Consider the following 26099-nt stretch of genomic DNA (forward strand, 5'->3'; position numbering starts at 1 on the left):
CCGTGGTCGGGGGACCGCGGCCCTTTTTCATTTCAGAACAGCATCTTCACGCCGACCACCGCCAGCGTCGCGGCGAGGATCGGCACCAGCACCTTGTCCGACGTGCGCGTCGCCAGCAGGCTGCCCAGGATGATGCCGGGGATCGACCCCGCAAGCAGCGACAAGAGCAGCGCACCGTTAACCGACCCCAGCCACCAATGACCCAGGCCGGCAAGCAGCGTTAGCGGCACCGCATGCGCGATGTCCGATCCGACCAGCCTGTTCACGGGCTGGTGCGGATAGAGCATCAGCAGCGCGGTCATGCCCAGCGCCCCCGCGCCCACCGAAGTGAGCGACACCAGCAGCCCCAGCACCGCACCCAGTGCGACAGTCACCATGCCGATTCGAGCATCGCCCAGCCGCTCGAAGCGCGGCGCCATGAAGGTGACGAGTCGCCCGCGAAAAAAGGTGGCGATCGCCGTTGCGAGCAGGGCACAGCCAAGCGTCACGGTGATCAGCCCGCCGCTGTTCTTGGCATGCTCTTGCGCACTCGACAGCAGCAACAGCGTCACGGCCGTGGCGGGCACGCTGCCATAGGCGAGCCGGCGCACCACCTTCCAGTCGATCGTGCCGTGCAGCCCGTGCACGCCTGCTCCCACCGTCTTGGTGGCGGAGGCGTAAAGCAGGTCCGTACCGACGGCGGTCGCCGGATGGAAGCCGAAGGCGAGCACGAGCAGCGGCGTCATCAGCGAGCCGCCGCCGACGCCGGTCATGCCGACCAGCATTCCGACGAGCACACCGGCGACGGAGTAGAGCGGGTTGATCGCGAACACGGGAATCCTTGGGAACCGATTTCCCACCAGCATGCGGGGATTTGGCGCGAACGCCAGAAAGATTTGGTTTCAGCCCGTCCTGCCGGTCCCGCCTTGCGACCGGATGCGTGTCAGATCCGCGTGGCGAAGGGGGTGAAATTCGTGCCTTCGTCGAACACGTCGACCCCTTCGGCGCGCTTGAGGAAGCCCACCACCACATAGGTCAGCGGCGTCAGCAACACCTCCCAGCTGACCTTGAGCACCCATTGCGTGACCAGCACCTTCAACACCAGCGCGTCGGTCCAGCCCTCGGCGCGGAGAAAGGCGAGCGGGTAGAAGATCAGGCTGTCCATCGCCTGGCCGGCGATGGTCGAACCGATCGTGCGGGTCCACAGCATTCTGCCGCCAGTCCACAGCTTCATCCGCGCGAGGACGTAGGAGTTGACGAACTCCCCTGCCCAGAAGGCGACGACCGACGCCAGGACGATTCGCGGCACCTGTCCGAAGATCACCTCATAGGCCGCCTGGTTGGTCCAGTCGGGCGCGGGCGGCAGCTTCACCACCACCCACGCCATGAACGCCATGAACACCACCGCGGCCGTGCCAGCCCAGATCACTCGGCGGGCCCGGGCATAGCCATACACCTCGGTCAGCACATCGCCGATGATGTAGGAGATGGGGAAGAACAGGATGCCCGCCCCGAACGGCCAATAGCCGACGCCCGGCAGCCAGATCTGCGCGACCTTGCCCGCGCCGATCACGTTCGACAGCAGGATGATCGCGACGAACGCGGCCATGACGAAGTCGAAATAGCGGAAATGCCCGCCGGCAAGGCTGCGGGCGGTAACGTGCGCGGGGCGAGAGGGCATGTTCATTGCACTGCACTATGCGAGGCGTTTGCCCCTCACGCAATCTGCGCCTAAAGGCATTTCCAGCGCGCGCCCGTAGCTCAGTTGGATAGAGCACGAGCCTTCTAAGCTTGGGGCCGCTGGTTCGAATCCAGCCGGGCGCGCCAGTTCCGAAAAACTATGGATTACCGTCCGTTTGAGCAAACTCCGTCGAACAGCGATGGGCACCGAATGCCGTACCGAGGCTGCGATCGCCTGATTGAGCGGGGGACGTGCACGTGGCCGCTCACCTCGAGGCGTCGTCTATTCGTACCGTAGCGCAACGATAGGTGCCCGACGGGCGGTGGCACCGGCCAGCACGCCGATGCTCGCGACCGCCACGACGAACGCAGCTCCGCCCGCCGCAGGATACAACCATAGCGGCATGTCGATCCGATACGCATAGCCGTTGAGCCAGCGCTGCATCACCCACCACGTGACCGGCCAGGCGGCGAGGTTGGCCAGCAGTGCGGGCCGTGTAAGCTGGCGGAGGAGCAGCCAGAGCACCTGCCCCGTGCTCGCGCCCATCGCCTTGCGAATGCCGATCTCCTTCGTGCGGCGATCGGTCGTTGCAATCGCGATGCCGACCATCCCCGCCGCCGCCAGCAGCACCGCCAGCGCGGCGAAGATGGCGAACAACTGCATGCCGCGTTCGAGATCGCGATAGAGTTCCTCCATGCGATCGGACAGGAAGCGGCGGCGGATCGGCCCCTGCCCCCCGGTCTCCCGCCACACGCGATCGATCGCCGCGAGCGTCTCCGGCACCTGCTTGCCGGACAGGCGGATCGACACCATGCCAGCATTCGGCCCCACCCGTCGCGGGGCGTCGATATAGACCGTAGGCTTCGCCGCCAGTTCGGCCGAGGTGAACTGGAAGTTTGGCACCACTGCGACGACCACGCCCAGCAGTTCGCCCTCGGTATAGGGAGAGGTGCTGGTCACCGGCGAGAAGTTGGTCACCGGCACATGCTTACCGACCGCGTCGCGCGGCGACCCCAGTTCCAACGCCTTCACCGCCGCCGCGTTGAGGACGATCCGATGGACGTCAGGTTCACCCTGCGGCGGCAGTCCCGCGAGCGAACCGGCAATCGGGGGAACGCCATAGAGTGAATAGGTCGCGGGCAGTGCCGCCGCGACGAGGATCTGGACCGGTCGGCCCCGCAGCTCGATGAACGATCCACCCCTGCCGGTTATGAACTCCGATCCGTGGCACGCGGCGCCCTGCACGCCGGGCAGGCGCGCCACCTCCGCAACGAAGCCCGGCGGGCACTCCGCCTCGACCGTGAGCATCTGCGCGATATCCGCCCCCGTGCCCTGCGCCATCGCAAAGCGGCGCTGCTGGTAGACGATGCCGGTGGCGATCAGTAGGCCGATCAGCACCGCGAACTGCAGCGTCGCCAGCACCGCGCGCACGCGGGTGCCTCCGTCGCCGGTGCCGGCATCCGGTCGCAGGATGGCCGCAGGCGCGAGCCGCGCCACGACCAGCGCCGGGTACGCGCCGGCGAGCAGCCCGACCATGATCGCGCCTACGATAATCCCGAGCGTCAGCAAGGGCGCCTGCGTATAGTCGATCGTGGCGTTGGTATCGAGGAAGGCGTTGAGCGGCGGCAGCAGCCATTCGCTGGCGACCATCGCGAGCAGCCCCGCGACCAGCGTGGCCGCCACCGCCTCGCCGAGAAACTGCAACGCGATATCCCGACGCCCCGCACCGGCCGCCTTGCGGACGCCGATCTCCTTGCGCCGCCGCCCGGCGCGCGCCAGCGCGAGATTGACGGTATTGGCCACCGCAACGAACAGCACCAGCGCCGCGATCAGCGAGCCGGTAACCAGCCGGTCGCGCGCGCCGGGATGCAGATCGGCATCGAGCGCCAGCCGATCGACCCGCACCAGCCCCATGCGATAGATTGCCTCAATCTCCGGCGGCATCAGCGTCGCCACCAGCGGGCGCATCTGGCGCGCCGCCTCGGCGCCGGACGTGCCGGGGCGAAGGCGGAAATAGGTGCGCGACTCGGTTCTGAACCCGCCATCCGCCGGCCGCGTGAGCCCGCGCAGAACCGATGCGGAACTGCGGGACGAAGCCAGGATGTCGTGGGACCAATCGGTGGCACCCGGCGGGAGATCGGCAAGGACCGCGCCCACCCGCATTGCGCGCCCGGCGATGGTGAGGAGCTCGCCCAGCACGTCCTCGCGCCCGAACCAGCGGCGCGCCGCCTCCGCGGTCATCGCCACCCCGTCGGGCCGCGCCAGCGTCGCCGCCAGATCGCCGCGCAGCACCGGGCGCGGCACGACGTCAGCGATAGCGGGATCGGCCCAGTAGATCGTCTCCTTGCGCTCGACGGCGCCGCGGCGGATTGCGACCTCGTCCTCGGCAAGCCGCGCCCAGGCCTCGATCGATGCCAGCCGCCCGGCCAGAAGGGGCGCTGCCAATCCGCTCGTCCGATCTGAGGTAGCAGGCGCGCCGCCGGGCATCAGGAAGGTGGAGCTGGCCAGATAGGTCCGGTCGCGCGCCGGAACGAAGCCATTCTGCTGCAGGGCGCCGCGCACCACGATCAGCATCAGGATCGCCGCAGTCAGCCCCACGACGAGCCCGAGCAGCGCGATCAGCGACAGCGTCCGCGCGCCCAGCGCCGCGCGCCACCCGGCGATGAGGAAATGCCGGAGCTTCACAGCAGCGTCTCGCTGACCACGCGACCGTCCAGCATCCGGATCGTCCGCTGCGCCTCGGCGGCGTGGAGCGGCGAGTGGGTGACCATCACCACGGTGGTGCCCGCCGCCACCGCACCTTTCAGCAGGCCCATCACCTGTTCGCCATTGGCGCTGTCGAGATTGCCGGTCGGCTCGTCCGCCAGGATCAGCTTGGGCTCCGCGACCAGCGCGCGGGCGATCGCCACGCGCTGCTGCTGCCCGCCGGACAATTGCTGCGGCCGATGCCGGGCGCGATGGGCGATCCCCACCTGCTCCAGCGCTTCGCCGATCTTTCGTTTCGCGGCAGTGGCGCCGCTGCGATAGAGCAGGCCGATCGCGACATTTTCCTCCACGGTCAGCTCGTCGACCAGATTGAAGCTCTGGAAGACGAAGCCGATATGCGCGCGGCGCAACCGCGTCCGTTCCCGCTCGGAACGCCCCGCCACTTCCTCGCCAAGCAGCCGGTAGGAGCCGCCGCTCGGCGCATCGAGAAAGCCGAGGATGTTGAGCAGCGTCGACTTGCCGCAGCCGGAGGGACCCATGATCGCGACGAACTCGCCCGCCCCCACCTCCAGCGAGACGGCGTCGAGCGCGCGCGTCTCCACCTCGGTGGTGCGGAAGCTCTTGCGCAAATCGGTAAGCGTCAGCATGGGTCTGCCTCAGTCGGTAAGGAGGACGCGGTCGATCCGCGACCAGTTGGAAGTATCCGAAACGATGGCGCGCTGCCCCGCCTTCAGGCCTGCGAGGATCTCGACCTGCCGGGGACTGCGGCGACCGAAGCGCACCGGAGTGCGCCGGGCACTGCGGCCATCGGGCGCAAGCACGAACAGGTCGCCGTCCCCCTGCGCGGCGGCGCCGGCGGGCAGCACCAGCGCGCGGCGATCCAGCCCGAGCGTCAGCTCGCCGTCGATCGCTGCGCCGGGGGTGGCGCCGCTCGGCTGCGCGCCCAGGAAGTCGATCTCGACGGTGAATGCGCCGTTCTTCACCTCCGGGCGCACGCGGGTGACGCGCCCGGCGAGACTCCGCCCGCCAAAGGCCAACGCGGCGTCCAGCCCGGCACGGACCCGCGGCAGATAATATTCGTCGATCTCGGCAACCACGCGAAAACCGGCATCGCTGGTGATTTCGGCCAGCCGATCCCCGCGATTGCGGTTCTGCCCCGGCTTGAGGTCGATCTGGGTGAGCGTGCCGGTCACCGGCGCCCGGACGATCAGGTCATCGAGCTGGGCATGCGTCGCATCGAGGCTGCGGCTGAGGCTCTCCTGCTCGCTGCGCAGGCGGGGGAGCTGGGCTGCGCGCAGCCGCTCCTGGCGCTGGTTGGTGGCCTGCTGCACCGCCAGGAGGCGGCGATAGCGCGCGAGATCGATGTGCAGCGCCTCGGCGTCGCCCCTGGGATAGAAGCCGCGCGCGGTGAGCGCATCGATGCGCGCGGCCTTCGCCTCCAGCGTCGCGACACTGGCCGCGAGTTCGGTCAGGGTCTTGTCGTTGGTCGCGCGGTTGGTCTCGAGCTGGGTTTCGAAGCTTTGCACCTGGGTGATGGATTCGACGAGACGCCCGGCATTGTCGAGCACGTCCCGCACGAGTTGCGCGTTGCGGAACGCGACCAGCGGCTGCCCCGCCGTCACACGGTCGCCGGGCTGCGCGAAGATCCGGGCGACCTGCCCGCCGGAAACTGCGTCCAGATAGAGGATCTCGCGCGGCTGCAGCGTGCCATGGACCGCGACGACATCGCGAAACAGCTCGACCCGCGCCGTGGCGAGCGTCACCGTGCCGGCGGCGACGGTGAGTGTCCGGGCGCCCGCCCCATGCACCAGCGCGGCGATACCGACCAGCAAGGCCAGCATCGCGAGGGCAGCCATCCAGCTGCTCCGGCGCGGGCGCTGCCACCAGGGCGTGGCGATCGGATGGTCCATGGGCGGCACCACGCCATCATATCCGCTGAGGCCCACAAGAAAAAACACGCACCGGCAGCCACTTAGTCGACGAAAAACCCCGCCCGCGCGCCGATAGCGTCCGGATTCGTACAGTTGCGCGCGGCTGGCGGCTGCACCTACCATCGGCGCCGATGAACGACGCCCGCATCCTCATCGTCGACGACGATCCCGACGTTCGCCAAGCGGCGGCGCTGGCGCTGGCGCCCCATGTGAACGGCTGCGACGAAGCCACCTCGCCCGCCGAAGCTGCGCAAAGGGTGCGGGAGTGCCGCTACGATGCGGTGTTGCTCGACATGAACTTTCTCGCAGGCGCTCGGGACGGCGCAGCAGGCCTGGCTGCCCTCGCCGACCTGCGCGGCGCCGATCCTGCTCTCGGCGTGGTGTTCCTCACCGCCTATGGCGGCGTGAGCCTTGCGGTGCAGGCGATGAAGCAAGGCGGCGACGATTTCCTGCTCAAACCCTGGCGCAATGCCCAGTTGATCGCCGCCGTGCGCGACGCCGTCGCTCGCACCGAGGCGCGGCGCCGTTCCCCGACACTTGCCGCCGTGGAGCAATCCACCATCGCCGAAGCCCTCCAGCGCCACGAAGGCAATATCAGCCGCGCTGCGGCATCGCTGGGGCTCACCCGGCAGGCGCTGTACCGCCGACTCGCCCGCGATGGATAGCCTGGCCGCCTATCCGCTTGTCTCCGCCATCGGCTGGCGTCTGGTCATTGCAGGCGCGGCGGTGTGGGGCGCGATCCAGCTGCTGCCCTCGCATCACATCGCCACCATCGCCCTGCTGCTGATCGTCGCATTCCTTGCCCTTGCCGATCTGTGCGTAGGGATGACACGGCGGACCACCATACAGGCACGTCCCGCGACCGCAGAGGATGCACGCGAAGCGGACCAGTTGCGCGCGCTGCTCGACGCCGTGGCGACCGCGCTCTTCGTGCTCGACGCGCGAGGCCGGATCGTCCGGTGCAACCGGGCTGCCCGGCGGATGGCGGGCGCCATGGTCTCGCGGCTGGAGGATGTGGCCGCGCTCGATCCGGGGACGATCTCGATCCTTCAGGCACTGCCCGCCGGTGCGCGACGCCTGGTGCGTGCGAGGGATGGCCGCAACCTTCTCGCCTGGTGCGGCAGCTTTACCGCGCCGGGAGCAGCGCCGCAGCGCTTCCTGTCGCTGCAATGGGTGGCAGGCGAGCTGGACGCGGTCGAGATCGAGGCGTGGCACGCCATGACGCGCGTGCTGACCCACGAGATGATGAACGCGCTCGCGCCGATCGTCTCGCTTACCGAAAGTCTCACCGCCCTGCCCGATCACCCTCCCCAGACCGCGCGTGCGCTCGCCACGATCGAACGCCGTGCCACGCATCTGCTCGGCTTCGTCGAGCGCTATCGACAGCTCGGCGACCTGCCGAGGCCGGTACCGGAGGTGTTCGACCTCTCGGTGCTGGTGACGGACGTGGCGCAATCGGCGATGTCCGTGCTGGAGGGCACCAGCATCCGCCTGTCCCTGCCGGCCAAGCCAGCGCGTATCACGGCGGACCCGGAATTGCTGGAGCGGGCGCTCGCCAATCTTCTCCAGAACGCCGCCGAGGCTGTGCGGGGCCAACCCTCGCCGCGGATCACCATCGAGTTGACGACAGAGAAGACGGAAACGATCCTCCGCGTGCGCGACAACGGACCCGGCGTTCCGGTGGACCGGATCGACGAGATCTTCGTGCCCTTTTTCACGACCAAGGAAGGCGGCTCCGGGATCGGCCTGTCGCTTTCCCGCCAGATCGCCGCCGCGCATCACGCGACTCTAATGGCTGTCCCATCGGACGAAGGGGCGTGCTTTGAACTTCGTATCCCTGCGGCGGACGGCGAACCGTCGGCGCATTGAACGTACCGCGATCGGTCGATGGGCCAGCGATTTTCCGCCCGCGACAGGCGCATTCGACCACAATTTCCCAATGATCTGAGTGCCCAGCGCTTTCACCTCGGGTGCGCCATTTTTCAACGGCTTAGCGTCCTCAGAGCGAAACTCGTCAAATATACGTCAAATATTCACCTGCGGACGTCTGCGACCGCAGGGGAATACCGCGCTTCGAATCCGCGCGAGCAGGCGCCCAATTGACCTCAGATTTGAGAGTGAGCTTTGAGTGATATGGGCGATAACATCCCCCTACGTCTATAGTCTGCCCAAACGTGACTGCCGAGCTCGTGACAGCATTGTGCGAGCTGTTAAGATGCTTGGTTGCGCAAATCGCATACCGATCAAATTGTGGGATCCAGGCGGTGAGGATAGGCCTTGACGGCGCTTCTAAGCAAAGTACTTTGCAATGCAAAGTTGGAGCTGTCGTGACCGAACTTGATCGAGCCCTATCCGAGCTAGCCTTCATTCAGGATCGCTTTGCCGCCAGTACCCGCTTTCGCGGGCTGACCCCGCAGGCGGTAGCAATGACGGGCTTGCTCGCTCTCACGCTTGCAGCGGCACAGACTGTTGCACCCAGCCGCTTTGGCGGCGCCGGCGTCCCGTACGTCGTCGCTTGGGTTGCCGCTGCCGGCATCGCAACCGGGCTGATCGCGGTAGACGCGCTGGAGCGTGCGCGTCGGATGCATGGCGGGCTCGCCGACCTGCTGATCGCGAGCACGCTTCGGCTGCTGCTCCCCTTCGGCGCTGCCGGCGCGATGATCACGTTCGTGATCGCGAGAAGCACGCCCGAAGCGATCTGGATCCTTCCGGGTCTTTGGCAATTGCTGATCGCGCTGATCGGCTTCAGCGCAGTCAGCACACTACCGCCGGCAATCGTGTGGCCCGCGGGCTGGTACTTTGCCTGTGGCTCGGTGACGCTGGTCCTCGCGGGCCAGTCCGGCGTGCCGACTCCCTGGATGATGGGCGTGCCGTTCGGGGTCGGCCAGTTGCTCGTCGCTGTCACCCTCCGCCAGGCGCGCCGGTACGGTGGCTGAAGCACCCTATGCCTATGCGGGGCTAGACCGCCTGTTTCACGAGCGTGCGCGGCTCGGCATTGTCACCTCGCTTGCCGGACACGTTGATGGACTCGGCTTCTCCGAACTCAAGGCGCTGTGCGGGCTGACCGACGGCAACCTCAACCGGCACCTTGCGGTGCTGGAAGAGGCTGGCCTGGTCACGCTGGACAAGGGCTATACGGGCAAACGCCCTCTCACCCGCTGCCAGCTGACGGACGCGGGGCGCCTCCGGTTCGCTGAGTATCTGGAGGTACTTCAAGACGTGCTCCGAAAGGCATCGCGCGTCGGCGCTGTCGGCCGGGGCTTGAACGAGGAACCGGCATGAAGCGCGTTCATTTGCCTATAAGCTTTGTATCGCAAAGTTTAACTTCCGCCCCGCTGACCGTCCGTCAACGGCAGGAACATGCCGGGGTTCTCGCGGCGCTGGTCGAGGCGGATGGGTACCCCCGGACCGGGGTTCTGCGGGTCACCGGCCTTTCGCCCAATCGGCATTACTTGTTGGGGGATAGGGCAAGGCAGTTCTGCCGGACGGACGCGGATGGGATGGCCAGGCTCGAACTGACCCTTACCGGGCCAATCGTGCTGCTTTTGAGCCCCGTGGTCTGACGTGGGCAGCCCTGCCAACGGCGGCCCGACTAGGCTCCGCGTCTTTACCGCGCGCGCTCGCCTGTCCAGCTTCGGCTACGCGGCCCGCGGTGTGCGCGAACTCGTGGGCCGCGAACACAACGCCTGGATCCACCTAGCTGCGACGCTGGCGGTCGCCGCCGCCGGGCTGATCCTTCGCCTCGATGCGTCGGACTGGCGGTGGCTGATCCTGGCGGCGGCGCTCGTCTGGTGCGCAGAAGCGATCAACACTGCGGTCGAAGGTCTGTGTGACCACGTGCACCCCGGCTTCGACGCGGTGATCGGCCGCGTCAAGGACATAGCCGCCGGCGCCGTCCTGATCGCCGCGATCGCCGCCGCGCTGATCGGCGCGATCACCTTCCTGCCACACCTGCTGGAGCGCTGTTCGTGAAGGTAAAGATGATCCTGCCCGCGCTCACTGAAGCGAAGAGCCCGTTCTGGCGCCCGATCAAATATTCGCTGTTCCCGCCGCTGGGACTGGCGACGCTGGCGGCATTTCTCTCGCCCGACGACGAGGTCGAGCTCGTCGACGATCATGTTGAACGGCTCACCACCGACGATGCGCCCGATCTCGTCGTGATCCAAGTGTACATCACCAACGCCTACCGCGCCTATGCGCTTGCCGATGAATATCGCGCCAAGGGCTGCTACGTCGCGTTGGGCGGACTGCACGTTACCGCCCTCCCCGACGAGGCCGCACCCCATGCCGACAGCGTCTTCATCGGCCCGGGCGAACAAACCTTCCCGCAGTTCCTCGACGATTTCCGCGCGGGCTGCCCGCGCCCGCGCTATAGATCGGCGACGGGCCGGACGATCCACGGCCTGCCGCCCGTACGCCGCGACCTCATCAAGCGCGAGCGCTACCTCGTCCCCAACTCGATCGTCGTCACGCGCGGCTGCCCCCAGCATTGCGACTTCTGCTACAAGGATGCGTTCTTCGCCGGCGGCCGCTCCTTCTACACCCAGCGCGTGGACGAGGCTCTTGCAGAAATCGACCGGCTGCCCGGGCGCCACCTCTATTTCCTCGACGACCACCTGCTCGGCGACCGGCGTTTCGCGGAAGGGTTGTTCGAGGGGATGCGTGGCATGAACCGCCTGTTCCAAGGCGCAGCGACGGTAGACAGCGTCCTCCGCGGCGACCTGATCGAACGCGCGGCCGAGGCAGGCCTGCGCAGCCTCTTCGTCGGCTTCGAGACGTTCAGCCCGGAGAACCTTCGCGCCAGCAACAAGAAACAGAACCTGGCGAAGGATTATGCCGAGGTCGCCCGTCGGCTCTCCAACCTCGGCATCATGATCAACGGATCCTTCGTGTTCGGCATGGACGAAGATGGGCCCGACGTGTTCAGCCGCACGGTCGACTGGGCGGTACGCCACGGAATCACGACCTCGACCTTCCACATTCAAACGCCCTACCCGGGCACCCGCCTTTACCAGCAGCTCGCCGTCGCGGGCCGGATCACCAGCCGTGACTGGGACCACTACGACACGCGCCACGTCGTCTATCGCCCCGCGCGCCTCAGTCCCGAGGCGCTCAAGGCCGGCTATGATCGCGCCTATCGCGACTTCTACGGCTGGTCGAACATCGTGCGCGCCGCAGCGGCGCACGACAATACAAAGCACCGCGCGAAGCACTTGTTCTACGCCGCCGGCTGGAAGAAGTTCGAACCGCTGTGGGACCTGTGCATCAAGGCGCGCCAACTCGGGGCAATGACGCCGCTGCTGGAGGCCGTCCTCTCCCGCGTCACTTAGCACCGGCCGCACACGCCTGCGCATTCGCAGCAAATCAAATCAGCATGAGACGCGCCATTGCGACTTGGCGCGGGCAGCCATGGCTCGGGCCGGAAGTGCTGGCGGCCACGCTGGCGATGGTCCTGATAGATGCCGCTGCGATCACCCGCGGCTTCGGCCTTTTCGTGATTGTCCTTTTCGCCACGCCCATCCTGTGGTTGGTGTCGCCACAGGCGTGCGCCAGAGCGCGCATCGCACCCGCGTTCCGCTGCCGGCACCTGTCGGCCGCCGATCCGCAGGATCGGCGCCTGCGTCCGCGATCAAAACCCGAAGGGCCGAGACGGCCACGCCGACTCGGCGCCGCGCCAGCGGCGTGCGAGCGCGGTCACGCCGCAGGCGTGAGACGTCCTGACATCATCCACCCACCCTGGGAGCGATCTGAAAGGGATACCTTCGCCGCGAGCGTCACCAGATGCCAGATCGGGCCCGAGCCAGGCTCTTCTCCCGACCAACAGTGCGGCGCAGACTTGCCCCGGAGCGCTCCACCATGGTCTGCACCGCATCATACGTGCGACTGCGGCACTGGCGCGACCAGTCCTGCGGCCGCGCCTTAGGGCTTTGCACCGGAACCAGTTGATTCCCGCGACGATATCCGCAATATCGGCATGATACATTATATCATGCGAGCAGTTATGGCATCCTCCCCCACCATTCCCGTCACCGTGCTCACCGGCTATCTCGGCGCGGGCAAGACCACGCTGCTCAACCGCATTCTCAGCGAGAACCACGGCCGCCGCTATGCGGTGATCGTCAACGAGTTCGGCGAGATCGGCATCGACAACGACCTGATCGTCGACGCCGATGAGGAAGTGTTCGAAATGAACAACGGGTGCATCTGCTGCACCGTCCGCGGCGACCTCATCCGCATCATCGAAGGGCTGATGAAGCGCAGGGGCACGTTCGACGCCATCGTAATCGAAACGACCGGCCTCGCCGATCCCGCGCCGGTGGCGCAGACCTTCTTCGTTGACGACGACGTCCGCGCCCGGGCGAGCCTGGATGCGATCGTCACGGTGGTCGATGCCCGCCATATCCTCCTGCGGCTGGAGGACAGCCACGAGGCGGAAGAACAGATCGCCTTTGCCGACGTGATCCTGCTCAACAAGACCGACCTGGTCGATGCCGGGGACCTCGCGCAGGTACGCCACCGCATCCGCTCGATCAACGGCCAGGCGACGCTGCACGAAACGCAGAACTGCGTCGTTCCTTTGGAGGCCGTGCTCGAGCGCGGCGCCTTCGATCTCGATCGCATCCTCGACATCGAACCCGACTTCCTGTCCGAAGACGATCACGAGCATGACGACGCGATCACTTCCGTGTCGCTGCGTTCGGAAGCACCGATCCGGCCGGAGCTGTTCATGCCGTGGCTGCGCACGCTGACTGCCGCGCAGGGCCAGGACATTCTGCGCCTGAAGGGCGTGCTTGCCTTCCCCGGTGAGGAACAGCGCTATGTCGTCCAGGGCGTCCACATGCTGCTGGACGGCAATTACCAGCGCGAATGGAAGCCGGAGGAGCCACGCACGAGCCGCCTGGTGTTCATCGGCCGCAATCTCGATCCGGCAGCGCTCCAGGCGGGGTTCGACGACTGCGCGGCGCGGGCGGCCTGATGCTGGTGGCAACAGCAGAGCCCGCGCTGATCGATCGCTATGGGCGCCATGTCGCGCTCGATGCGGCGCCTACCGCGCTGCTCTGGCTCGATACCGCCGCTGCCGTGGCGTTGGGTGACGGCAGCGTGTGCTGGATCGGCGACGGCGCGGATCCGGAGGCGGTGCCAGTCCATGCCGGCGCGATCCTTGCCGCCTGCCGAGATCCCGACGGGGCCGCCATCGTCACCGGTGGCGATGATGGACGCGTGTGCCGCGTGTCGCCCGCTGGAGAGGTAGCGGAACTCGGCGCCTTCGCACGCAAATGGGTGGAGCATCTGGTGGCGAGCCCCGCTTCCGGCCTTCTGGTCGCAGGGGTTGGCAAGGAAGCGATTTGCTGGACCACAGCGGCGAGCGCGCCGTCACATCGCTACGCCGTCGGTTCAACGATCGGGGGACTGGCACTCGATGCGAAAGGCAAGCGGCTGGCGATCGCGCATTACAATGGCGCGACCCTGCTCTACGGCACCAATCCCGATAGCGGCCGCGTGGCGTTGGCCTGGACGGGCTCGCATCTCGCCTGCACGCTGCAACCCGAGGGCCGCTTCCTCCTTACGGCGCTGCAGGAAACCGGGCTGCATGGCTGGCGCCTCGCCGATCTGCGCGACATGCGGATGGGCGGCTTCAGCGCCAAGACGCGCAGCTTTTCCTGGGATCGCAAGGGCAAATGGCTCGCCACCAGCGGCGATGCGGCCGCAATCCTGTGGCCGTTCGACGGCAAGGACGGACCGATGGGCAAGCCACCGCTGCTGCGGGCTGAGCGCACGGGCGCGCTGGTGACGCAACTCGCGTTCCACCCGAAGGACGACGTGCTGGCAGTCGGCTACGCCGACGGCGTGGTGGCGCTCGCCCGCCTGGCGGACGAGCACACGCTGCTGCTCGATACGGAGGGCGCATCGATCACGGTCCTCGCCTGGAACGATGCCGGCACGCGGCTGGGCTGGGGCGGAGAGGATGGGCGCATCGGCCTGCTCGCGATGGATGCGCACGCATGAAGAGCCCGTGCATCAACGTCTGTCGGTTCGACGGCCGTACCGGCTGGTGCGTCGCCTGCGGGCGCACGCTGCCCGAGTGCCGCGAATGGAAGAAGGCGCCCCGCCCGCGCCTGCTGGCGATCGGCAAGGCCCTGCCGGCGCGGCTGGCCAAGCTCGACGCGCGCGGCGCGCGCGTGATCGAGGACGAGTCATGATCGAGTTCTCCGCCCTCTGGCTGGTCTTCGTGCTCGGCCTCCGGCATGGCCTCGATCCCGACCATGTCGCGGTGATCGACAACATCGTGTTTCGCGCCGTCGAGATCCGGCCGCGACTGGCGCAGTGGATCGGCACGCTGTTCGCGCTGGGACACAGCCTGTCGGTCGCCGCCGTCTCCATCGGGGTATCGCTGGCAGCGGGCGCCTTCGTGCTGCCCGCCTGGACCGCACCCATGATCGACCTCGCGGTGATCGGCCTGCTGCTGATCGTGGGGACCCTCAACCTGCGTGGCTTGCGGACCCAAGCGCGCTACACGCCGGTCGGCTGGCGAAGCGCGCTGGTGCCGAAGCGGCTGCGCAACAGCACCCATCCGCTGGCGGTGATCGCGATCGGGGCGATCTTCGGGCTGGTGTTCGATACCGCCACCCAGGCGGCGGCCTGGGGCGCCGCGGCAACGGCGAAAGGCGGTACCACGGCCGCGCTGGTGATCGCCGCGACCTTCGCCATCGGCATGATGCTGGCCGATACGATCGACAGCCAGATCGTCGCCCGGCTGCTGCGCACCCATGGCCGTACGACCGCGACCGTGCAGCGCTATCGCCGCGCGGTCGGCTGGATGGTGGTGGCACTCAGCTTCGGCACCGCCGGCTATGCGCTGGCCGAGCTGGCGGGGCTGGCCGTCGCCCTTTCCGATGGCGCATTCACCGCTATCGGTGTCGCCGCCGCTGCAACGATCATTCTCCTGCTGCTTGCCAGCCGCTGGCGGTCAACGGCAGGAACGCGCGCCTGAGCGCAAATCACAGAGCTCCAACGGGGGATTTCGACATGACCATGACTCTGCGGCGCCTGCCGCGCACGGCGCTGCTTGCGCTCGCCGCCACCGCCGCAACGCCTGCCCTGGCCCAGGAGGCGGCACCCGGTAGCGCGAGCGACGAGATCACCGTCACCGGCTGGCGCCTGCGCCAGCTCGATACGATCGTACCGACCGGCAGCCGGCTAGATTTATCCATCCGCGACACCCCCGCGACGCTCGACCGGATCGGTTCCGACGAGATGCTGACGCGCGGCTTCCGCACGGTAGAGGAAGCGACGGACAGCCTGCCGGGCATCACCTCCGGCGGGTCGCCGGGCGATCCGTCGCTCTTCTCGATGCGCGGCTTCACCGGCGAGCAGATCACCATCCTGCACAATGGCCTGTATCTGGGCCCGGCCAACATGACCAACCGGCCGGGCAACAGCTTCAATTTGGCGAGCATCGACGTGCTGAAGGGCCCCGGCTCGGTGCTTTACGGCCAGGGTGCGGTCGGCGGCGCGGTCAACATCGTCAACAAGCGCCCGGATTTTGAGAGCAATAGCGGCCAGGCGCTAGCTTCCTATGGCGACTTCGACACGGTCAGCCTCGGCCTGGGCGGCAACCGCGTGCTGAGCGACACGCTCGCCGCACGGGTCGATGCGAGCTACCATCGCTCGAGCGGCTATGTCGACGATACCGGTCCGCATTCGTTCAACGCGACGGGCGGGCTGCTCTACCGCCCGTCGAGCACGCTCTCGGTCGAACTCAGCGTCGACTATCTGCGCGATCGGCTGTCGACCTATTTCGGCACCCCGCTCCTCCCCGCCAGCGCGGCGACAGATCCGATCCCCGGCATCCTCACCAGCGCGAGCGGCGCGGTGGTCGATCGCCGCACCCGCTTCGTCAACTACAATGTCGCGGACAGCCGGGCGAACAGCTGGCAGGTCTGGCCGCGGCTTGCCGTCACCTGGTCGCCCTCGGATGCGGTGACGCTTACCAACACCGCCTATTATTTCCACGCCGACCGCCAATGGATCAACGCGGAGAACTTCGTCTACAATGCCGGCACCGGCCGCATCGATCGCGACCGCTTCTTCGTCTTCCACCGGCAGGATCTGGTGGGCGATCAGGGCAGCGCGACCTTCCGCCACCAGCTGGCCGGGCTGTCGAACAAGCTGGTGATCGGCTTCGACTACAGCCATCTCGATTTCGTCCGCAGCCGCGGCTTCCCGGACGGCGACAGCGTCGACCTGCTACGGCCGGTACGCGGCAGCTTCGGCCCGCTCGACCGGCGGGTGAGCCCGACCCGCTGGGATCAGATCGCGCTGTTCGCCGAGGACGCGCTCGACCTGACGGCCAGGCTCAAGCTCGTCACCGGCCTTCGCGCCGAGCGGCTGTACCTGACGCGCGAGAACTTCAATCTCGACGGCAGCTTCGCCGCGGGTTCCAGCTTCCGCCGCGTCTACAAGCCGTTCAACTGGCGCGCCGGCCTCGTCTACGACGTGACGCCGGCGGTAACGGCGTATGCGTCCTACAGTACCGGGCAGGATCCGGTCGGCTCGAACATCTTCCTGGTCAATGCCGGCCAGAATTTCGCGCTGTCCAATTCGCGACAGGTCGAGGCGGGCGTGAAGGCATCGCTGCTCGGCGGCCACGCATCATTGACGCTGGCGGCCTATGACATCGAACGCCGCAACATCCTGACCCAGGTCGCGATCGACACGGTGAGCAATATCGGCCGCCAGCGTTCGCGCGGCATCGAGCTTTCGGGCGAGGCGCGGCTGACGCCGCACTGGGCGGTCACCGCGAGCGGCACCTATGTCGATGCCCGCTACGGCGACTTCGTCGATCCCAACTACGGCGTCGCGGCATCGGGCAACCGGCCGCCGAACGTGCCGGACTGGACGGCCAATGTCTGGACCAGCGTCCAGAAGATTGCCGGTCTGCCGCTGGAAGCGGGTGGCGGCGTGAAGTTCGTCGGCGAACGCTTCGGCAACACCGCCAACACCCTCGTGCTGCGCCCCTATGCGACCGGCATCGTCTATGCGACCTGGGCGCTCACCCCGCGCCTGTCGCTGACCGGGCGGGTCAACAACGTCTGGAACAAGCGCTTCGTGCAATGGGCCGACATCTATTATCCGGCGCAGGTGATGCTGGGGGAACCACGCCGTGCCGAGGTGAGCCTGCTTGCCCGCTTCTAAGACGCACGTGGCCGCGCGCCTGCTGGAAGCGCTGGTCTGGTTCCACCGCTGGATCGGGGTCGCCACCTGCCTGATCTTCGCCGCCTGGTTCGCCAGCGGCGCGGTGATGCTGTTCCAGCCCTTCCCGTCGCTGCCGCATGCCGCGCAGATCGAACTGCAGGCACCGATCGTGCCGGACGCGGACCTGGTCGCGCCCGCGCCGGTGGCAGTGGCGGTTCCGGGTGCCGAGACGTTGCGGCTGGTCCAGCGCGCCGGACGCCCCGCCTATGTCGTAGAAGGCGACGGCGTCTTGCGGGCCATGGATGCGAGGACGGGTACACCCCTCCCGCCGCTCTCGTCCGCGCAGGCGCTTGCCGAGGCGCGCCGGATCTTCGGCCCTGGGGCAAGCGCCGCCGGGCCGTTCGCCTATGACCAGTGGGTGGTCCACAACCGGTTCGATCCGGCGCGTCCTTTCTACCGCCTCGATGCGAACGACGCACAGGGGACCCAGCTCTATCTGTCGGCGCGGTCTGGCGAGGTTCTCCAGCGTACCCGCCGCAGCGAACGCGCATGGAACTGGCCGGGGGCGGTGCTCCACTGGGTCTATGTGACGCCGCTGCGCAAGGACTGGCGCGCCTGGGATGCCAGCGTCTGGTGGCTGTCGCTGGTCTGCATGCTCGTCGCGATCGCGGGCATGGTCCTGGGTATCGTGCGCATGCTCACGGCACGGCGCCTCCATCCGCCGCGCCTGACCTTCTTTCGCGGCCCATGGCTGCGCTGGCACCATCTGCTCGGGCTCGGCGCAGGCGTGTTCGTGCTCGGCTGGATCGTCAGCGGCTGGCTGTCGATGGACCATGGCCGCCTGTTCTCGCGCGGGATGCCGACGCCCGCGCAGGCGCAGGCCTATGCCGGTTGCCCGCTGGCGCAGGCGCTCCGCCAGGTGGATGCCACCCGACTGGCCGGCGGAGCGATATCCGAGATCAGCGTCACCGCCCTCGCGTGCCGCCCCGTACTCACCCGTTTCGCCACAGACGGCAGCGTCGAACGGGTCGACGGTGCGGGACGCCGGATCGACGACGCTGCGATGCGCGCTTTGGTGCTGCGTGGGATAGCCGCCAGCTGGCCACAGGCATCGGCGACAAGCATCCTGCCGGTCGATCCCGATGCGACCTATGCGCTGGCCGAAGGCTGGCCGCGCTCGGCCTGGCGGATCCCGTCGGGCGCCGCCGGTCCGGACCTTTATGTCGACGGCAATAGCGGCCGCCTGCTGACGGTGATGGACTCCAGCCGCGCGGCCTATGCCTGGGTCTATTACGCGCTGCACACCGGCAACGTACCGGGCCTGGTGACACGGCCCGCGCTGCGCCGCCTCCTGCTGCTACTCCCGCTCGCAGCAGGATTCCTGTTCAGCATCACCGGTGTGGTGCTCGGCTGGCGACGCCTGCGCGTCAGCGCATCTCGATCGTCAGATGGGCGAGCTCGTGGACGGGCGCGAGGCGCTGGCGGACCAGCTCCGCATTCGCAACGCCCGCGACGCTGACGATCGCCGCCCGCGCCTCGGGGCCGACGCGCCAGACGTGCAGATCGGTGATCCGGGCGTCGCCCGGCGCCTCGACCAGCGCGCGCACTTCTTCCGCGACAGGGGCGTCGGTCGCGTCCAGCAGCATGGCGGCGGTATCGCGCAACAGGCTCCACGACCAGCGCGCGATGACCACGGCGCCGACCAGCCCCATCGCCGCATCCATCCAAAGCCAGCCGAGATAGCGTCCCGCGAGCAACGCCGCGATCGCGAGGATGGAGGTCAGCGCATCGGCCAGCACATGCATATAGGCGGCGCGCATATTATTATCGTGATGATGCCCGTGATGGTCACGGTCATGGGCGTGCCCGTGATCATGGTCGTGATGGTGGTGATGCCCGCCGCTCAACAGCAGCGCGCTGGCAAGATTGATCAGCAGGCCAAGCACTGCGATCCAGGTCGCCGTGCCGAAATCGACATGCGTCGGCTGGAACAGCCGCCAGGCGGACTCGCCCGCGATCCCGGCCGCGACGAGACCCAGCACCAGCGCCGAGGCGAAGCCCGCGAGATCGCCGACCTTGCCGGTGCCGAAGCTGAACCGCCCGCTCGCGGCATGGCGCCGGGCAAAGGCATAGGCCCCCGCCGCCACCGACAGCGCGCCCGCATGCGTCGCCATATGGAAGCCGTCCGCAAGCAGTGCCATCGAGCCGGTGGCATAGCCCGCGGCGATCTCCCCCACCATCATCACGGCAGTGAGCAGGACCACCCACTGGGTACGCCGCGCATTCGCGTCATGCGCGGCACCGAGGAAATCGTGGCTATGGGTCAGCGCGGTAGCGTTCGAGGCCGTCAGCATGGCAGCATCCTATTTGGAGTAGCGGCGGATCACCGCCAGCAGGTCGGCAGCGCCCTGGGCACGCGCCTCGTCGGTCAGTCCCGCCCCCGCGACATGCGCTTCGAGATGCTCGGCGATGATCTCGTCGACCAGCCCGTTCACCGCGCCCCGCACCGCCGCCACCAAGTGGAGCACCTTGCCGCACGGCGCACCGGCGACGAGTTCGCGCTCCACGGCGGCGACTTGGCCGGCGATCCGACGCACGCGCGCGATCAGTTCGGGGCTGGCATCGGTCAAATGACTCATAGGGGTACCCCCTACCCCTATAGCGGTGCCGACTGCAAGGGGCCAACCGCCCTCTGTTCCACCGCCCCAAAGCAGTGGACGCTGCGGCACTTCTTCCTATGCTTGCGCCACGACACAAACGGTGCCTTCCCCTGAAACATCTGGCCTATCCTCTCGCCGGGGCGCTCGCCCTCGCTGCCCTGCCCTGCCCTGCCCGCGACCGCGCAGACGCGCTACGATCCCGCTACGATCCCGCTACGGCGTTCGCGCCGCTCGCGCTGCCCAGCGCGGCCAACACCGTCCGCGGCGCGAACGGGCTGCCGGGGCCCGGCTATTGGCAGAACCGGTCGGATTACCAGATCCACGCGACGCTCGATCCGGCCGCCAAGCGCGTCAGCGGAACCGCGACGATCACCTACACCAACAACAGCCCCGACCGGCTCGACGCGCTATGGCTCCAGCTCGACCAGAATCTCTACCGACCGGGGTCGCGCGGGGCTACGGCGAGCGGGCGCGTGCCCGGCGGCACCACCGACGGCATGGTGATCGAGGCGGTCGAGCTGCTGTCCGGCGGCAAGACGATCGCAGTGACGCCGCTGATTTCGGACACCCGCATGCAAGTGCCGTTGCCGGCGGCCTTGCCACCGCATGGCAAGCTGAGCCTGCGCATCCGCTACCATTTCACCATTCCCGGCGAATGGGGCGGTCGTATGGCCTGGGGCAAGGCACGCGACGCCGAGGTCTACAACATCGCGCAATGGTATCCGCGCATGGCGGTCTATGACGATTTGCGCGGCTGGGATCCGCTCCCCTATCTCGCCCAGGAATTCCACCTCGACTATGGCGACTTCGACTATTGGGTGACGCTGCCCGCCAGCATGATCGTGGCGGGATCGGGCGAGTTGCAGAACCCGCAGCACGTGCTCACCGCCCCCCAGCGCGCGCGGCTCGCCAAGGCGCGGACCAGCGATGCGACGGTGGAGGTGATCGCGCCGGGCGAAATCGGCACCCTGCCCTATCGCCCCCGCCAGGACGGCACGCTGGCCTGGCATTTCCGCATGGAGAACAGCCGCGATGTCGCCTTCGCCGCCTCGTCCGCCTTCGCCTGGGATGCGGCGCGGATGAACCTGCCCGGCGGCAAGACCGGGCTGGCCATGTCGGTCTATCCGGCGGAAAGCCAGGGCCGCGACAAATGGGGCCGCTCGACCGAATATCTGAAGCACGCGGTCGAGGAGTTCTCGCGCCGATGGTATCCCTATCCCTGGCCCAACGCCGTCAACGTCGCCGGCATCGCGACGGGCATGGAATATCCCGGCATTGTCTTCGACGGGATCGAGGACAGCGGCAAGGAGCTGTTCTGGATCACCGCGCACGAGATCGGCCATAGCTGGTTCCCGATGATCGTAGGCTTCGACGAGCGGCGGGACGCCTGGATGGACGAGGGCTTCAACACCTTCATCGACGTATACGAATCCGATGCCTTCAACCACGGCGAATATGGGCCGAAGCGCGACAGCGAATATGCCGAAGGCGGCGGCAATCCGGTGGACGAGGTCCTGCCGGGGCTCGCCGATCCAAACGCGCCGCCGATCCTCTCGCGCGCCGACACGGTAACCGAGAAATACCGCCACGCCGTCACCTATTTCAAATCGGCGCTGGGCCTCACCCTGCTGCGCGAGCAGATTCTCGGCCCCGAGCGGTTCGATCCGGCCTTCCGCCGGTTCATTGCCGCCTGGGCGTTCAAGCAGCCCAAGCCCCGCCGACTTCTTCCGCGCGATGGAAGATGCCAGCGGCGAGGACCTCAGCTGGTGGTGGCGCGGCTGGTATGTCCACAATTGGACGCTCGACCAGGCGGTCACCCGGATCATCCCGGCACGCGGCGGTGCAGGCTCGCTGGTGACGGTGGAGAACCGCGATCCAATGGTGATGCCGGCCACGCTGCGCGTCAGCTTCGCCGACGGTTCCAAGCGCGACATCGCCTTGCCGGTCGAAACCTGGATCCGCACAACCAGCACCGATGTGTACGTACCCGGGCCGCAGCGAGTCGTGCGGGCGGAAATCGATCCCGACCGCGACCGGAGCAACAACGCGGCGCGATAGCGGAGCGCGACGGGGCGGCTTCCGTCAGGCCCAGCCGCCCCCTATCATGCCGCCTGGAACCCCAGGCGCCGGGATCTGCTCCACCAGTCCCTGCAGTCCGAAGCGATCGAGCCCGATCGTCATCAGCGCCAAGGTACCGCGCAACTGATCCGCGGTAATGTCACGGGTGATGAACACCAGGCGCGTGCGGCGGTCCTCGGAGCGCCAGTCGTCCAGTTCCACCGGCGGGTGGAAGAGATGCTGTACCCCATGCACCACCACCGGCCTGGGGTGATCGCGCAGATGCACGATGCCCTTCACCCGCAGGATGTCCGCGCCCTTCAGGCTGGTCAGGATGTCGATCCAGCGCTCGAATGCCTCGGCACGCAGCGGCGCATCGAAGGTCAGGCAGGTCGCGCGGATGCGATCGTCGTGGCGGTTCACGTCGTGATGGTGATGATGGTGATGGTGGTCGTGGTCACCATGCCCGTGTGCAGTGTCATAGGCCTCCGCCTGCAGCCAGCGCTGCACGTCGTGGCTCTTGGTCTCCGGATTGTACAGCCCGGCATCGAACAGCCGGTCGGCCTCGACCACGCCGTGGAGCACCGGCACGATCGGCGCCGCCGGGTTGATCGCGCGCAGCCGCGTCTCGATCTCGCGCCGCGCGTCGCTGGACAGGAGATCGATCTTGGTAAGCACGATGCGATCCGCGACCGCGGCCTGGCGTACCGCCTCTTCCTGGCTGTCGAGCGTCGCCATGCCGTTGAACGCGTCCACCGTGGTGATCACCCCGTCCAGCCGGTAGAGCGTGCGCAGCTGCGGATCGGTCATCAGCGTGTGCAGGATCGGCGCCGGATCGGCTAGGCCCGTCGTCTCGATGACGACCCGGTCGAACCAGCAGCGCCCTTCCCGGGCGAACCGCCAGGGCGCGTCGCGCAGCGTGGCGCGCAGGTCGCCGCGGATGGTGCAGCACAGGCAACCGCCCATCATCTCGACGACCATGTCCTCGTTGGACCGCGCGATCAGGTCATGGTCGAGGCCGACCGCACCGAACTCATTGATAATCACCAGTGCCCGGCGCAGCTCCGGCATCCGCACCAGATGATTGAGCAGCGTCGTCTTGCCGCTGCCGAGGAACCCGGTGAGCACGCTGACCGGGATCAACGCCGCTTCGCCCGCCACCACGCCGCTCATTCGGGCAGGCCCGGTGCGGGGGCCGGGTCCATCGCGAGCAGCAGGCGCGTTTCGCCCGTATCGCCGATCGGCGGCGAGCGGTGGAGGATTCCCTGGATTTCGGTGGCAAGCCGGCCCTTGAAGATGGCGACATCGCCCGTCCGCATCTGACGGATCGGCGTATCGGGACCGGCGTCGCCATGGATCCACTGCGTGCCCGATCCCACCAGGGTGGTGAGCAGCCGGGCCGTCACATGATCGGCGTGGAATTTGCGGCAAGCATCGGTTTCGATCACCTCGAGCCGGATGGCGACCGCATCGATCTTCTGGATCGCGGCGAAGCGGCGGGCATGGCCGGCGATTTCCTCGGCCAGCGCATCGCCGCGGGCGCCCGCCGGGTATCCCGCTTCTGCCAGCCCCTCGGCGACGTCCGCCTCCAGCGTTTCCAGCGTCGTCGTGAAATCCAGATCGTCGATCTTCGCCCAGTCGAGCTGCGGCAGCCAGGCGAGCGCGAGCGGCAACGCGCGGTTCCACACCGCCAGTTGCACCTCCGGTCGCGTCACCGCGTCGAGCACAGCGGGATGGCCCCGCTCGACCGCAACGGCGGGTGCCGGGGAGGACGTCTCCATCGCGGCGATCATGCTGCCGTTTCCCGGCCCATCCCGGCTTCGGGAAGCGCCCGGTGGTCCCCGATCCGCGGGCACCCACCGGGCGAGCCGCATGGGGGCTTCAAGGATTGCATCGATGCGGGGGCGGGACCGGCAGAGTTGATAAAAGCCACCAAACGACCTTATGGAATGATATGATGTATCATCCCTAGCAGCAAAGGCGTTGCGGCTCAAGCTGTGGTCAGAGGGGAAACCTCGGGCGCCGACCGGCGATCGAAAGGCCGAAAAACGGGCGTAACAAAATATTGTCACCCGCGGCCCGCCACGCCGCAGGCGGCGGGCCGGAGAATGGACCATATACGACGACGATTCCCACGCCCCCGAACCTGCCGCCGATAGGGTCGCCAATCCGCAGCGGCGTAGCCTGCTCGGCGCGGCAGGCGTTGCCGCGATGCTGGCGACAGCGCCGTCCGAAACCGCCGGGCGCGGCACGGGCGCATTGGCCGAGATCGAGACCGTCGTCGTGATCTATGCCGAGAACCGCAGCTTCAACAATCTGTTCGCCGGCTTTCCCGGCCTCGCCGATCCGCTCGCGGCGGCGCCCCCTGCCCGCACCGCCCAGCGCGATCGCGACGGATCGGTGCTGAAGGCGCTGCCCAAGATCTGGGAGGGCATGGTGCCCGACGAGCAGGTGGTCGAGCATCGCCGCTACAAGATCGGTCCGGACGATCTGCCGCCGCTCGCCAACGCACCCTTCGCGCTGGCGACCCCGGAAGGCGACCCGCTGCCGCACGGCGTGGTGACCCGCGACCTGGTCCACGCCTTTTACCAGAACCAGTTGCAGATCAACGGCGGCCGAAACGACGGCTTCGTCGCCTGGGGAGACAGCGGCGCGCTGGTGATGGGCCATTATGGCGAGGCCTCCGCAAAGCTGCGCCTGTGGCAGATCGCGCGCGAGTTCACGCTGTGCGACCGCTTCTTCATGGGCGCGTTCGGCGGCTCCTATATCAACCACCAATATCTGGTCGCGGCGCGTCCGCCCTTCTATCCCGATGCGGACAAGAGCCCGGCCCGCGGCCGCATCGCGCAGGTGGAGGGTGATGACCCGACCGGCATTCGCCTCAAGCTGAAGCCGAATTCGCCCAGGAGCGCGCTGGACGGGCCGCCCGATTTCGTCCCCAGTTCGCTCACCCCGGATTTCTGGTCGGTCAACACGATGCTGCCGCCCTATGCGCCGACCTACCAGCTCGATCCCGAACGGCCCGGCTATGCCGATTGGAGCGACGCCAAGACGATGGTGCCGCAGCGCCACGCGACGATCGGCGACCTGCTTTCCGCCAAGGGCGTGTCCTGGGCCTGGTATGCCGGCGGCTGGGCGGCCGCGCTGGCGGGGCATGCGAACGACGGCAGCTTTCCCAGCCGCCCCAATTTCCAGCCGCACCACCAGCCGCTCAACTATTTCGAGCAGTTCGCGCCCGGCACGGCGGCGCGCGCCAAGCATCTGCGCGATGCCGGCGAAGGCGAGACGCCGCGCACCAATCACTTCCTCGCTGACGTGGCGACCGGCACCCTGCCCGCGGTGAGCTTCTACAAGCCGCAGAGCAATCTCAACATGCATGCCGGCTATTCCGACGTGGAGGCCGGCGACCAGCATATCGCGGTGGTGGTCGATGCGCTGCGCCGCAGCCCGCAATGGCACAAGATGCTCGTCGTCATCACCTTCGACGAGAATGGCGGCTGGTGGGACCATGTGCCCCCGCCCAAGGGCGATCGCTGGGGCCCGGGCACCCGCATCCCGGCGGTGATCGTCTCCCCCTTCGCCAAGCGCGGCCATGTCGACCATAGCGTCTACGACACCGGTTCGATTGCACGCTTTCTCACGCGGCGTTTCGGCCTGCCCCCGCTGCCTGGTCTGGTGGAGCGCGAACGCGCCATGATGGCTGCGGGCGGACCGGCGCCGGGCGACCTTACCGGCGCGCTCACCATCGGCTAAGCGGGCGACCGAAAGGATACATTGTATCATTCACAGTCCCCCGCTAGGATCCCTGCTCGACCAACAGCATTGGACCCTGCATGCGCGCCTCTCCGCAGCCGCTCGCCTCTGGCGCAGCGGCCATGGCTGCGGGTC

22 protein-coding genes, 1 tRNA gene and 1 pseudogene are annotated in these 26099 nt (G+C 67.7%); 15 read left to right on the forward strand and 9 right to left on the reverse strand.

Annotated elements, in window-relative coordinates; genetic code table 11:
- Positions 1-32: 32 nt before the first annotated feature.
- Both KK7_RS0104440 and KK7_RS0104445 read right to left on the reverse strand, forming a co-directional pair.
- Positions 33-812 carry a sulfite exporter TauE/SafE family protein gene (locus tag KK7_RS0104440; protein ID WP_010543441.1) on the reverse strand — a complete coding sequence of 260 codons (780 nt, stop codon included), beginning with the start codon at positions 810-812 and terminating at the stop codon, positions 33-35.
- A gap of 110 nt (positions 813-922) precedes the next feature.
- Positions 923-1666, reverse strand: a complete 744-nt coding sequence (locus KK7_RS0104445; protein WP_010543442.1) for a queuosine precursor transporter — start codon at positions 1664-1666, stop codon at positions 923-925.
- 63 nt (positions 1667-1729) lie between these two features.
- Between KK7_RS0104445 and KK7_RS0104450 the strand changes: the two genes are divergently transcribed.
- Positions 1730-1806: transfer RNA gene (locus KK7_RS0104450), tRNA-Arg, on the forward strand.
- 136 nt (positions 1807-1942) lie between these two features.
- Here the strand turns inward: KK7_RS0104450 and KK7_RS0104455 are convergent.
- The 3 genes from KK7_RS0104455 to KK7_RS0104465 are packed head-to-tail and all read right to left on the reverse strand — an operon-like array spanning position 1943 to position 6276.
- Positions 1943-4345, reverse strand: coding sequence for an ABC transporter permease (locus tag KK7_RS0104455; RefSeq protein WP_010543443.1), 2403 nt, complete (start codon positions 4343-4345; stop codon positions 1943-1945).
- Positions 4342-5013, reverse strand: coding sequence for an ABC transporter ATP-binding protein (locus KK7_RS0104460; protein ID WP_010543444.1), 672 nt, complete (start codon positions 5011-5013; stop codon positions 4342-4344). Before KK7_RS0104460 ends, KK7_RS0104455 begins: the two co-directional genes overlap by 4 nt.
- 9 nt (positions 5014-5022) lie before the next feature.
- Positions 5023-6276 (reverse strand): efflux RND transporter periplasmic adaptor subunit, encoded by a 1254-nt coding sequence (locus KK7_RS0104465; protein ID WP_010543445.1) that lies wholly within the window; start codon positions 6274-6276, stop codon positions 5023-5025.
- A 152-nt stretch (positions 6277-6428) separates the two neighbouring features.
- Between KK7_RS0104465 and KK7_RS0104470 the strand changes: the two genes are divergently transcribed.
- The 12 genes from KK7_RS0104470 (at position 6429) to KK7_RS0104530 (ending at position 19012) form a co-directional block, all read left to right on the forward strand.
- Positions 6429-6962, forward strand: coding sequence for a response regulator (locus KK7_RS0104470; RefSeq protein WP_010543446.1), 534 nt, complete (start codon positions 6429-6431; stop codon positions 6960-6962).
- The gene (locus KK7_RS21460) at positions 6955-8166 is read left to right on the forward strand and encodes a sensor histidine kinase (protein WP_010543447.1); all 1212 of its coding nucleotides are present in this window, start codon (positions 6955-6957) and stop codon (positions 8164-8166) included. Before KK7_RS0104470 ends, KK7_RS21460 begins: the two co-directional genes overlap by 8 nt.
- A gap of 458 nt (positions 8167-8624) precedes the next feature.
- A complete protein-coding gene (locus KK7_RS0104480; protein ID WP_010543448.1) occupies positions 8625-9233 on the forward strand; it encodes a hypothetical protein in 609 nt (202 codons plus the stop codon).
- Positions 9226-9579: a transcriptional regulator gene (locus KK7_RS0104485; RefSeq protein WP_010543449.1), complete on the forward strand. Its 354-nt coding sequence runs from the start codon at positions 9226-9228 to the stop codon at positions 9577-9579. Before KK7_RS0104480 ends, KK7_RS0104485 begins: the two co-directional genes overlap by 8 nt.
- Before the next feature lie 282 nt (positions 9580-9861).
- Positions 9862-10269 (forward strand): diacylglycerol kinase family protein, encoded by a 408-nt coding sequence (locus KK7_RS0104495; RefSeq protein WP_202798663.1) that lies wholly within the window; start codon positions 9862-9864, stop codon positions 10267-10269.
- Complete coding sequence (locus KK7_RS0104500; RefSeq protein WP_010543452.1) at positions 10266-11627, forward strand: B12-binding domain-containing radical SAM protein; 1362 nt, start codon at positions 10266-10268, stop codon at positions 11625-11627. The genes KK7_RS0104495 and KK7_RS0104500 overlap by 4 nt, the downstream gene beginning before the upstream one ends.
- 671 nt (positions 11628-12298) lie before the next feature.
- Positions 12299-13273: a CobW family GTP-binding protein gene (locus tag KK7_RS0104505; RefSeq protein WP_010543453.1), complete on the forward strand. Its 975-nt coding sequence runs from the start codon at positions 12299-12301 to the stop codon at positions 13271-13273.
- The gene (locus KK7_RS0104510; protein ID WP_010543454.1) at positions 13273-14304 is read left to right on the forward strand and encodes a WD40 repeat domain-containing protein; all 1032 of its coding nucleotides are present in this window, start codon (positions 13273-13275) and stop codon (positions 14302-14304) included. Before KK7_RS0104505 ends, KK7_RS0104510 begins: the two co-directional genes overlap by 1 nt.
- Entirely contained in the window at positions 14301-14498 is a 198-nt protein-coding gene (locus KK7_RS0104515) for a DUF1289 domain-containing protein (protein ID WP_010543455.1), read from the forward strand. Before KK7_RS0104510 ends, KK7_RS0104515 begins: the two co-directional genes overlap by 4 nt.
- Positions 14495-15289 (forward strand): HoxN/HupN/NixA family nickel/cobalt transporter, encoded by a 795-nt coding sequence (locus tag KK7_RS0104520; protein WP_010543456.1) that lies wholly within the window; start codon positions 14495-14497, stop codon positions 15287-15289. The genes KK7_RS0104515 and KK7_RS0104520 overlap by 4 nt, the downstream gene beginning before the upstream one ends.
- A 35-nt stretch (positions 15290-15324) precedes the next feature.
- Positions 15325-17493, forward strand: a complete 2169-nt coding sequence (locus tag KK7_RS0104525) for a TonB-dependent receptor (RefSeq protein ID WP_010543457.1) — start codon at positions 15325-15327, stop codon at positions 17491-17493.
- Between the two features lie 7 nt (positions 17494-17500).
- Complete coding sequence (locus tag KK7_RS0104530) at positions 17501-19012, forward strand: PepSY domain-containing protein (protein WP_010543458.1); 1512 nt, start codon at positions 17501-17503, stop codon at positions 19010-19012.
- Here the strand turns inward: KK7_RS0104530 and dmeF are convergent.
- Positions 18921-19847 carry a CDF family Co(II)/Ni(II) efflux transporter DmeF gene (dmeF, locus tag KK7_RS0104535; protein ID WP_010543459.1) on the reverse strand — a complete coding sequence of 309 codons (927 nt, stop codon included), beginning with the start codon at positions 19845-19847 and terminating at the stop codon, positions 18921-18923. The genes KK7_RS0104530 and dmeF overlap by 92 nt on opposite strands.
- A 9-nt stretch (positions 19848-19856) precedes the next feature.
- Complete coding sequence (locus KK7_RS0104540) at positions 19857-20132, reverse strand: metal/formaldehyde-sensitive transcriptional repressor (RefSeq protein ID WP_010543460.1); 276 nt, start codon at positions 20130-20132, stop codon at positions 19857-19859.
- 1376 nt (positions 20133-21508) lie between these two features.
- Here KK7_RS0104540 and KK7_RS23335 point away from each other — a divergent pair.
- Positions 21509-21817, forward strand: a pseudogene (locus tag KK7_RS23335) (M1 family peptidase); the annotation flags it as partial.
- 418 nt (positions 21818-22235) lie between these two features.
- Here the strand turns inward: KK7_RS23335 and KK7_RS0104550 are convergent.
- On the reverse strand, positions 22236-23384 hold the full coding sequence (locus KK7_RS0104550) for a CobW family GTP-binding protein (RefSeq protein ID WP_010543462.1): 1149 nt from the start codon (positions 23382-23384) through the stop codon (positions 22236-22238).
- Positions 23381-24004 carry a DUF1826 domain-containing protein gene (locus KK7_RS21465; protein ID WP_010543463.1) on the reverse strand — a complete coding sequence of 208 codons (624 nt, stop codon included), beginning with the start codon at positions 24002-24004 and terminating at the stop codon, positions 23381-23383. Before KK7_RS21465 ends, KK7_RS0104550 begins: the two co-directional genes overlap by 4 nt.
- A gap of 418 nt (positions 24005-24422) precedes the next feature.
- Here KK7_RS21465 and acpA point away from each other — a divergent pair, with 418 nt between their 5' ends.
- Positions 24423-25964 carry an acid phosphatase gene (gene acpA, locus KK7_RS0104560; protein ID WP_010543464.1) on the forward strand — a complete coding sequence of 514 codons (1542 nt, stop codon included), beginning with the start codon at positions 24423-24425 and terminating at the stop codon, positions 25962-25964.
- Positions 25965-26099 lie beyond the last annotated feature (135 nt).

The organism is Sphingomonas elodea ATCC 31461, from assembly GCF_000226955.1.
GTDB lineage: Bacteria > Pseudomonadota > Alphaproteobacteria > Sphingomonadales > Sphingomonadaceae > Sphingomonas > Sphingomonas elodea.

What these genes read in the sequence shown, in the direction of transcription:
- dmeF (WP_010543459.1), bottom strand. Translation starts at nt 19,847, where the DNA reads ATGCTGACGGCCTCGAACGCTACCGCGCTGACCCATAGCCACGATTTC.
- KK7_RS0104515 (WP_010543455.1), top strand. Translation starts at nt 14,301, where the DNA reads ATGAAGAGCCCGTGCATCAACGTCTGTCGGTTCGACGGCCGTACCGGC.
- KK7_RS21460 (WP_010543447.1), top strand. Translation starts at nt 6,955, where the DNA reads ATGGATAGCCTGGCCGCCTATCCGCTTGTCTCCGCCATCGGCTGGCGT.
- KK7_RS0104550 (WP_010543462.1), bottom strand. Translation starts at nt 23,384, where the DNA reads ATGAGCGGCGTGGTGGCGGGCGAAGCGGCGTTGATCCCGGTCAGCGTG.
- KK7_RS0104525 (WP_010543457.1), top strand. Translation starts at nt 15,325, where the DNA reads ATGACCATGACTCTGCGGCGCCTGCCGCGCACGGCGCTGCTTGCGCTC.
- KK7_RS0104540 (WP_010543460.1), bottom strand. Translation starts at nt 20,132, where the DNA reads ATGAGTCATTTGACCGATGCCAGCCCCGAACTGATCGCGCGCGTGCGT.
- KK7_RS0104465 (WP_010543445.1), bottom strand. Translation starts at nt 6,276, where the DNA reads ATGGACCATCCGATCGCCACGCCCTGGTGGCAGCGCCCGCGCCGGAGC.
- KK7_RS0104470 (WP_010543446.1), top strand. Translation starts at nt 6,429, where the DNA reads ATGAACGACGCCCGCATCCTCATCGTCGACGACGATCCCGACGTTCGC.
- KK7_RS0104505 (WP_010543453.1), top strand. Translation starts at nt 12,299, where the DNA reads ATGGCATCCTCCCCCACCATTCCCGTCACCGTGCTCACCGGCTATCTC.
- acpA (WP_010543464.1), top strand. Translation starts at nt 24,423, where the DNA reads ATGCTGGCGACAGCGCCGTCCGAAACCGCCGGGCGCGGCACGGGCGCA.
- KK7_RS21465 (WP_010543463.1), bottom strand. Translation starts at nt 24,004, where the DNA reads ATGATCGCCGCGATGGAGACGTCCTCCCCGGCACCCGCCGTTGCGGTC.
- KK7_RS0104520 (WP_010543456.1), top strand. Translation starts at nt 14,495, where the DNA reads ATGATCGAGTTCTCCGCCCTCTGGCTGGTCTTCGTGCTCGGCCTCCGG.
- KK7_RS0104445 (WP_010543442.1), bottom strand. Translation starts at nt 1,666, where the DNA reads ATGAACATGCCCTCTCGCCCCGCGCACGTTACCGCCCGCAGCCTTGCC.
- KK7_RS0104460 (WP_010543444.1), bottom strand. Translation starts at nt 5,013, where the DNA reads ATGCTGACGCTTACCGATTTGCGCAAGAGCTTCCGCACCACCGAGGTG.
- KK7_RS0104510 (WP_010543454.1), top strand. Translation starts at nt 13,273, where the DNA reads ATGCTGGTGGCAACAGCAGAGCCCGCGCTGATCGATCGCTATGGGCGC.